At 40.4% G+C, this 6,425-nt stretch carries 9 protein-coding genes and 1 pseudogene; 3 read left to right on the forward strand and 7 right to left on the reverse strand.

All coding sequences use genetic code 11. From position 1 onward, the window contains the following. Positions 1-24 precede the first annotated feature (24 nt). A pseudogene (locus VB733_RS27100) lies at positions 25-372 on the reverse strand (ATP-dependent RecD-like DNA helicase); the annotation flags it as partial. Between the two features lie 114 nt (positions 373-486). Here VB733_RS27100 and VB733_RS27105 point away from each other — a divergent pair. Next, positions 487-846, forward strand: coding sequence for a four helix bundle protein (locus tag VB733_RS27105; RefSeq protein WP_323343158.1), 360 nt, complete (start codon positions 487-489; stop codon positions 844-846). A gap of 474 nt (positions 847-1,320) precedes the next feature. On the opposite strand, the gene VB733_RS27115 is transcribed toward VB733_RS27105, so the two are convergent. From VB733_RS27115 to VB733_RS27140, 6 genes are all read right to left on the reverse strand, one after another. Further along, a complete protein-coding gene (locus VB733_RS27115) occupies positions 1,321-1,635 on the reverse strand; it encodes a hypothetical protein (protein WP_323343150.1) in 315 nt (104 codons plus the stop codon). A gap of 92 nt (positions 1,636-1,727) precedes the next feature. Further along, the gene (locus VB733_RS27120) at positions 1,728-2,465 is read right to left on the reverse strand and encodes a hypothetical protein (protein ID WP_323343151.1); all 738 of its coding nucleotides are present in this window, start codon (positions 2,463-2,465) and stop codon (positions 1,728-1,730) included. Between the two features lie 143 nt (positions 2,466-2,608). Next, positions 2,609-2,998, reverse strand: a complete 390-nt coding sequence (locus VB733_RS27125) for a hypothetical protein (RefSeq protein ID WP_323343152.1) — start codon at positions 2,996-2,998, stop codon at positions 2,609-2,611. A 48-nt stretch (positions 2,999-3,046) separates the two neighbouring features. Continuing rightward, complete coding sequence (locus VB733_RS27130) at positions 3,047-3,292, reverse strand: Pb-reticulocyte-binding protein (RefSeq protein ID WP_323343153.1); 246 nt, start codon at positions 3,290-3,292, stop codon at positions 3,047-3,049. Positions 3,293-3,307: 15 nt separating this feature from the next. Continuing rightward, positions 3,308-3,670 carry a DUF6876 family protein gene (locus tag VB733_RS27135; RefSeq protein WP_323343154.1) on the reverse strand — a complete coding sequence of 121 codons (363 nt, stop codon included), beginning with the start codon at positions 3,668-3,670 and terminating at the stop codon, positions 3,308-3,310. Positions 3,671-3,858: 188 nt separating this feature from the next. Then, positions 3,859-4,221, reverse strand: a complete 363-nt coding sequence (locus VB733_RS27140) for a helix-turn-helix transcriptional regulator (RefSeq protein ID WP_323343155.1) — start codon at positions 4,219-4,221, stop codon at positions 3,859-3,861. Between the two features lie 286 nt (positions 4,222-4,507). Between VB733_RS27140 and VB733_RS27145 the strand changes: the two genes are divergently transcribed. Together VB733_RS27145 and VB733_RS27150 are read left to right on the forward strand one after the other, a co-directional pair. After that, positions 4,508-4,759 carry a hypothetical protein gene (locus VB733_RS27145; protein ID WP_323343156.1) on the forward strand — a complete coding sequence of 84 codons (252 nt, stop codon included), beginning with the start codon at positions 4,508-4,510 and terminating at the stop codon, positions 4,757-4,759. Positions 4,760-4,878: 119 nt separating this feature from the next. Further along, positions 4,879-6,291, forward strand: coding sequence for a hypothetical protein (locus VB733_RS27150; protein ID WP_323343157.1), 1,413 nt, complete (start codon positions 4,879-4,881; stop codon positions 6,289-6,291). Positions 6,292-6,425: the final 134 nt, after the last annotated feature.

Genomic DNA, 6,425 nt, shown 5'->3' on the forward strand with positions numbered 1-6,425 from the left:
GCGTTAGCGAAGCTTTCCGAAGGAATCGCCCACCCGAAAAATCACTCCACCCCTTGTCACTTCGACTTTCTCGGAACTTGGAGGATTAATCAATTGCTGTAATACGTTGTTTAAATTGCGCGTTCCCACCAATCCCCGCGTCATCGGTGCTAATACCTGTACATCGATCGCAGGATTAAAACCCAACGTAGGAAGGAAGTCTGCAATCAACTCACTAATTGCTTGGACTCCATGCTCCGGTTGTTGTCCTCCACCATGCCATAAACAATCGGATTTGGGAGTATCGGAAATCGGTTCCATACTTGGATAATGCCCCAGGTTGATTTGGTGAGCATTGCGAATAATTGCGCTGGTTTGGGCTTGGCGAAATAGCAAACAATTCGCAATTCGTAATTCGCAATTCGCAATTTAAGTTATCTAATATCCGTAGCTTTAAAGAAAGAAAAATTGTATAATAATCAACCAATAAGATGTTTTAATTTCATCATGCTTGCTAACAATATTAGTATTACAGATAGAACTAAAAACTTCGCAATTAGAATAATTAAAGCGTGCATTTTTTTGGATGAGCAGCCAGGAGTTCTCAGAACACTATCCAAACAATTACTTCGTTCGGGAACCTCTGTGGGGGCTAATGTCAGGGAAGCACAATCTGCCCAATCTGACAAAGATTTTTTAAGTAAGTTAGAAATAGCATTGAAAGAAGCGCGAGAAACAGAGTATTGGCTTGAAATTTTAATAGAATCAGAACTAGTAGAAAAACAAAAGTTTGAATCTCTATTAGAGGAAGCACATACTATTGGAAAAATACTTGTTGCCTCCACCAAAAAACTTAAGAATAAATAATTGCGAATTACGAATTGCGAATTGCGAATTGAACTGGGATGTTCGCGCCAAAACCCGTTTAATTGCAGCGTTTGTCCGGGTTGAATACCTGCAAAGTTACCAGCAATTGTAGTCAATTCTGATACTCTTGGGCGCTGTAACCGTGCGATCGTATAACCAGATTCCTCGGAATGGAAAGTCAAACGTTCTACTACTCCCGTAATCGATTCCTGTTTGGGAGTGGCGTTATTCGCTTGCTGGTTGACTTGGTATGAACTGGACATTTTCGCTTAGTTGCGGGGCGCAAATATTATACCGAGATGATTGACAATGGGGAAGTTTAAATCAATTATAGATGTGGAGCAGAACTATTGTACTACAAGCGTGACACACTTCGTATGCGTTGGCGACAAGCCACTCCCGGAGGGAGTATCGCTCGGCTAAATTAATGATGATATTTTAACAGCATTGACATTTACCCTCATTTCTAGAACTTCAATTCATAGCTTTCTCCATGAGGATATTTACTAATCGAAAATATTCCTCTTCCAAACAATTACTCACCCGAAAATATAATCTAAATGAACCATCCCCATACTGTTTTACATCCGTATCACTAAAAATAATCTCCTTTTGTTGTAACCATTTAGTAACACTTGTGTGAACTTTGCCACGGGGATACTCCCCGGTGGCAAGATTCACGTGAAACTCTGCCAAAAATAAAGCAGGAAAATAAATCCTTCCGGTTTTTTCTCCAGTATATTGATGAGTTAATACTTGAAATTGCGGTGTACTCAAAACTTCTGCCATCTTTTTTGCTCGCGATCGCTTTTTTAAACTCTTGTCTTGAAGCTAATAAAGGCAGAAACGATTTAACATACTTTCATTCCTGCCTTATCTGGCTAAATTGAATTTGATGTGGATCCCAGATATTTGAGAAAATTGGATACTTTCCAATTCAATCCATGAGCTTTGTCAGCAATATTCGGTTTAGATGATTTCCCATCACATAAAAGACATGTACTGCAATTATTTCGGTCATCTTCTGTGTGTCGGCAAAGTATTTCGTTATCGCTCAATGGTGAGTCGCGAGCGATGATTCGGAAAGTTCTCCATCCTAGATTTTGCGCTTGTTTTGCATCAGCTTCAGTTTCCACAGAAGCCATGAGATATTTCTGCCACCGGCGATCGCAACTTTTATGCCGATGCGTGTATCCGGTATGCTTACCCGATGCCAAAATAATCGGCTCCCAAACTTCTAACGGTACTGCTGTCGGGTCGCCGTAGGAACCCAATCTAATTGGATAGCGATAGTGTTCTAAAAGTGCTAATTCTCTCTCACTAAACTTTGGATAATTACCCACAAGATAGGAACGATAAATATTATTTGGTGTGAGGAGATTGACGTAGCAACTACCAGTTTTGCTCAACTTTAAGGGGCAATTTCCACAAATCGAATTATCCAAACCATGTTTTGCAGCGTATGTTGGAACATAATTTTGTGAAAGAATCCAAGATTGAATTTGTCTTCCAGTTTTGCGGTTGGATGTAGGGTTAACAAAACCGGTTAATATCAAAACAATGGGAGAGCCATCAATTAAGGATGCACCTTCCCAGACGACATAACCATTTCGTAGCATATTCCTAGTAGATGAATAATTTTGTCAAAATTTGGGTTCGGATAAAAAGCACACTATTTGAAGCGGAAATGTGCCTTAAATCAAAATCCTCCAGCATCGATAATGCCAGAGGATTTATAGGTTTGATTGGATTTGATTTGGAGTTAGTAGTTGGTACTTTCTGCAACTACTTCTGTTTGAATATCAACCTGGTTCCGCTCCATATATTCGCGTCTGCGTTGCCAGGATATATCATGTTCGGTAAGTAAATCTTCCAAGGTTTTACCAAATTTACGATTAGCATATTCCAGCAATTGGTCGAGAGAAAATCGCTTTTCTTCCACTTTCCCGAAATCGTTAGCAAATCGTTCTTTGAATTCATCCCAACTAAAGGTTTCTTTCAAGCTGCGTTTGGCAACTAACCCACACAGAGAACGAATGGAATAGTAAACTTTGGAATATACACGTTCGGAATAATCGCTAATAGCATACTCTCCCAAAATCGAGTTATCTATGGTTTGGATATTAGTTGTTTGTTGTTTGCGTGTAGCCATAATGATAATCTCACTTAATTCTTCATTTTGCTCTAGGCGTTAGCCTTTTCAAAACCAGGCATTGTCATCACAATCTGCAAATAAATCCGCTCTTTCTCGACAATATTGATAATCAATTTTGAGTTGGTGTAAATCTGTATCCAACATCAGATTTTGCAAATCCTGGATTATATCTCGAACATGATTTTCTTCGCTAACACCCGAATAGTAAATTTTGATAAATTCGTCAGCTTTACCCATAAATTGTTCGAGATTAGTAACGAATATTTGCTCTTTGCTAATAGCTTGTATCATGATTACCCCCAAGTATTAATATTCGCTAGGGAGGATGAGAGTTCCCTCGACCAAATACAGCTTGATGTGACTTAGTGGAAAATCCGTATATTCGATTTCTTGGCGCAATACTTCTTGATTCGTATCCCACTCGCAAATCAAGATGCCTGAATTATTCTCAACTCGTAAATGCCAAATTTGAAATTCCCGCAGGTTGGCATTTGACAACAATTGTTTTGTTTGATGAGAGAAGATTGCATCTATTAGCCAATAGCAGTTTGTTTCATCTGCCAGATATTTAATCCCTTCAGTATATTTCAAGCCAAGCCAGTGTTTGTAGATAACTGTCGAGCCAGTAAATTGGTCGAGTGCGGCTTTTATTTGGTGTGGCTTTTTCATATTTGAAAAATTCCTGATTTTACAAGCTTCACACACCTATAGGCGTGAGCCGTAAAATCAAAACTCCTGGCAAGGCGGCGATCAACAGCAAAAATCTTTATTCGTCTTGTTGCTTACAGGAAACGCTCCAGGAAAATTTTCCTGGAGCGCCCTTGAAAAAACTTTTGCATCCAACACCATGTATGAATTTAGGAGGCGTTGATAATATCCTTATCGCCTACTTTCCCCGTCACAACTTCTTTTTCTTTCTTCTTGCGGCGACGTTTGGTTAGGCTAAATACCGTGATCGCATCCACCGAATTAAGTTGACTTGGTGAGTAATCGAGCAAATCTGCTGGTGCAATTGGTTTATCCAAATCCTGTGCCAACTCATTTAAGGCATTGCACAACAAATCTAATGCCACCCCATCTAGTCGCGGCATCGTTTTAGAATTTCTCAAGTTAGACATAGCATTTGTACTAATATCTAACTTCAGAGCCAGGTCAACACCCTTAATGCTGTACCTAGCCATAATTTCTTTGAGTCTCCACCTAATCAAAGTTTGAGGCACATTAATTCAACATCTCTAATGTACTGGCATCTGCTTATTCCATAAAGCCAATTCTAACTTGTATATAATAAATCTTGAATTGTTTAAAATATATCTCATATCGGTATACATTTAATCCTAACTTGTATTAAAATTAAAATAAATAGAAAGCGATCGCATCTTTCTTGGTGGAACGGGCGCTCGCCTTGTTCACAAGACACGCAAATCACGTATTTATTGATTGATAAGTCTTTTACAAGCCCTGACAATTGTGCATTATGGAGGCGATGAACTCAGGAAACTAAAATTGGAACCGCTTGAATTTTGCCGAAAATGGGTTAAATCACCACAGCCAGGAGAACGTGGATATTACAAATTATGTGTAAGGCTTCTTGCAAAGGCTACAGGGTTATCAGAACGAACTGTAGAGGGTTGGGGACCAGATTTTTCCAGTCGCCCGGATTACATCCTCATAACTTTAAAAAAGGAGGATACAATTCTTCAAATTCGAGAGCTTGTTAAACAAAACGATTTATCTGATTTTATTGATGAAAAATAAATACGCAATTAACGTATAATTATAAGAGATTAAATTTTATTAAACCAAAACCCCCCGCATCGACTACCAATCAAAACCGGAGGGTATGGTTCTCACTGTAAACAGGAGGTATCCTTATTATGCCTTGTGTCGAACTTCCAGTCACCTATTCATTTGACTACGATCGCTTTGCCAAACCAGACTTACAAACCAAGGCTAAATCAACCCTCGGCAGTTTCTTTGGTTTCGTTCGTCAAACCTTCGACGGGTTGCTGGAAATAGGGCGATCGCTCCAAGATTTCTACTTCGACTGCCTTGCATTTTGCCCCAATGGCAAGAAAGTATTTTCTGAATGGCTTGCCTCGCCTGATTTTGGTGCATCACGCTATATCGCCTCCTCTGCGATGGAGATTTATGCTTGGTTCGAGAAATTGCCAGCGCGATCGCAGCGTTTAATCCGCCAAAACGTACAGAACTGGAGCGTTTCTGCACTGCGACAGTTAACCAAAGTCAGCCACGATTTAGTCAAAGAATTAGTGCGATCGGGTAAGAAAACAGCAGCACAGGTTACGCAGGAAAGCGGGAGTGAGAGAGCGAAAGAGGGAGAGAAGAAACAAGCATCAAGCGAAAAAATAAGTCAAACTCCAGCTTTGCCAACTGCGGAATTAGCCCCAGGAATGCGGATTGTTGTCAAAGAAGATAATGCAGGATGGAACGGACATAGCGGGATAATCATGTCCAAGCGAGAGGAAGATTTTTGGGTACTGCTCGACCACACTGTTTCCCAGGGAATGGAAGTCAAACACCTGCTCAAACCCCATCAAATTCAACCAGAAGCCCAACAGCCAGTGAGAAAGTCTAATTCTCAGGAATTGTTTACCGCAGCTGATGTGGAACAGAAAATTGCAGATGCGATCGCTCAGTATAACCGCGAAAAAGCTGAGTCTGAGCAGGGACGGTTTATCGAAATTCGTGATGCTGCGCTGCAAGCGGCAAAACGGGAAATCCAAGCAGCGCAAGAACATGCTCGTGCGATCGCACAGAAAAACCAAGATTTACTCACACAACTTGCAGCGAAAGAGGATGAAGTGCGTTGGCGAAGCCTCTCGGAACGAGAATCGCTCCAAGCATTGCAAACCAGAAATCAACAACTCGAACAACGAGTCGCGGAATTAGAAAAAGCTCTCGAATATTCCAATTCACGAACAGATAATTGGGAAAATACCCTGAACAAGCAAGCAGCAAGGGTTGTCAACAAAGAAATTGAGAAAGCGATCGAGCCTTTAATGCGGGAAGTCGATCGCCTAAATAACGTGCTATCTCAAAAAGAACAAGAACTTGTTCGCCTGCAAATGAGTAACAATCAAGAATCAGATGCTGTTGTGGCTGAGTTTGGGGAGATTGGAGAAAAGTTTGGCTGGAGCGGATGGAGTTCTCGCGGATATCGTGCTGCGAGTGGAATGCTTTGTACTGGGGTGAATGCGATCGCTCAATTTATTAATGATTTGAAAGCTTCTTATCCCAGCCATCAACAACAGGAAATAGCGTTTTAGATTTGCATCAAATTTAGATTTATATCGAATATTGCTATTGATTGAAAATGGCGATCGCGAATCGTCTCATGAAGGAGAATCACTTTGGGATGCCAAAAATACACTCAAAAATAAATTGAAATGCAATGTCAACA

The organism is Calothrix sp. UHCC 0171 (genome assembly GCF_034931845.1).
Classification (GTDB): Bacteria; Cyanobacteriota; Cyanobacteriia; order Cyanobacteriales; family Nostocaceae; genus Brunnivagina.

What these genes read in the sequence shown, in the direction of transcription:
- VB733_RS27150 (WP_323343157.1), top strand. Translation starts at nt 4,879, where the DNA reads ATGCCTTGTGTCGAACTTCCAGTCACCTATTCATTTGACTACGATCGC.
- VB733_RS27120 (WP_323343151.1), bottom strand. Translation starts at nt 2,465, where the DNA reads ATGCTACGAAATGGTTATGTCGTCTGGGAAGGTGCATCCTTAATTGAT.
- VB733_RS27135 (WP_323343154.1), bottom strand. Translation starts at nt 3,670, where the DNA reads ATGAAAAAGCCACACCAAATAAAAGCCGCACTCGACCAATTTACTGGC.
- VB733_RS27115 (WP_323343150.1), bottom strand. Translation starts at nt 1,635, where the DNA reads ATGGCAGAAGTTTTGAGTACACCGCAATTTCAAGTATTAACTCATCAA.
- VB733_RS27125 (WP_323343152.1), bottom strand. Translation starts at nt 2,998, where the DNA reads ATGGCTACACGCAAACAACAAACAACTAATATCCAAACCATAGATAAC.
- VB733_RS27130 (WP_323343153.1), bottom strand. Translation starts at nt 3,292, where the DNA reads ATGATACAAGCTATTAGCAAAGAGCAAATATTCGTTACTAATCTCGAA.
- VB733_RS27105 (WP_323343158.1), top strand. Translation starts at nt 487, where the DNA reads ATGCTTGCTAACAATATTAGTATTACAGATAGAACTAAAAACTTCGCA.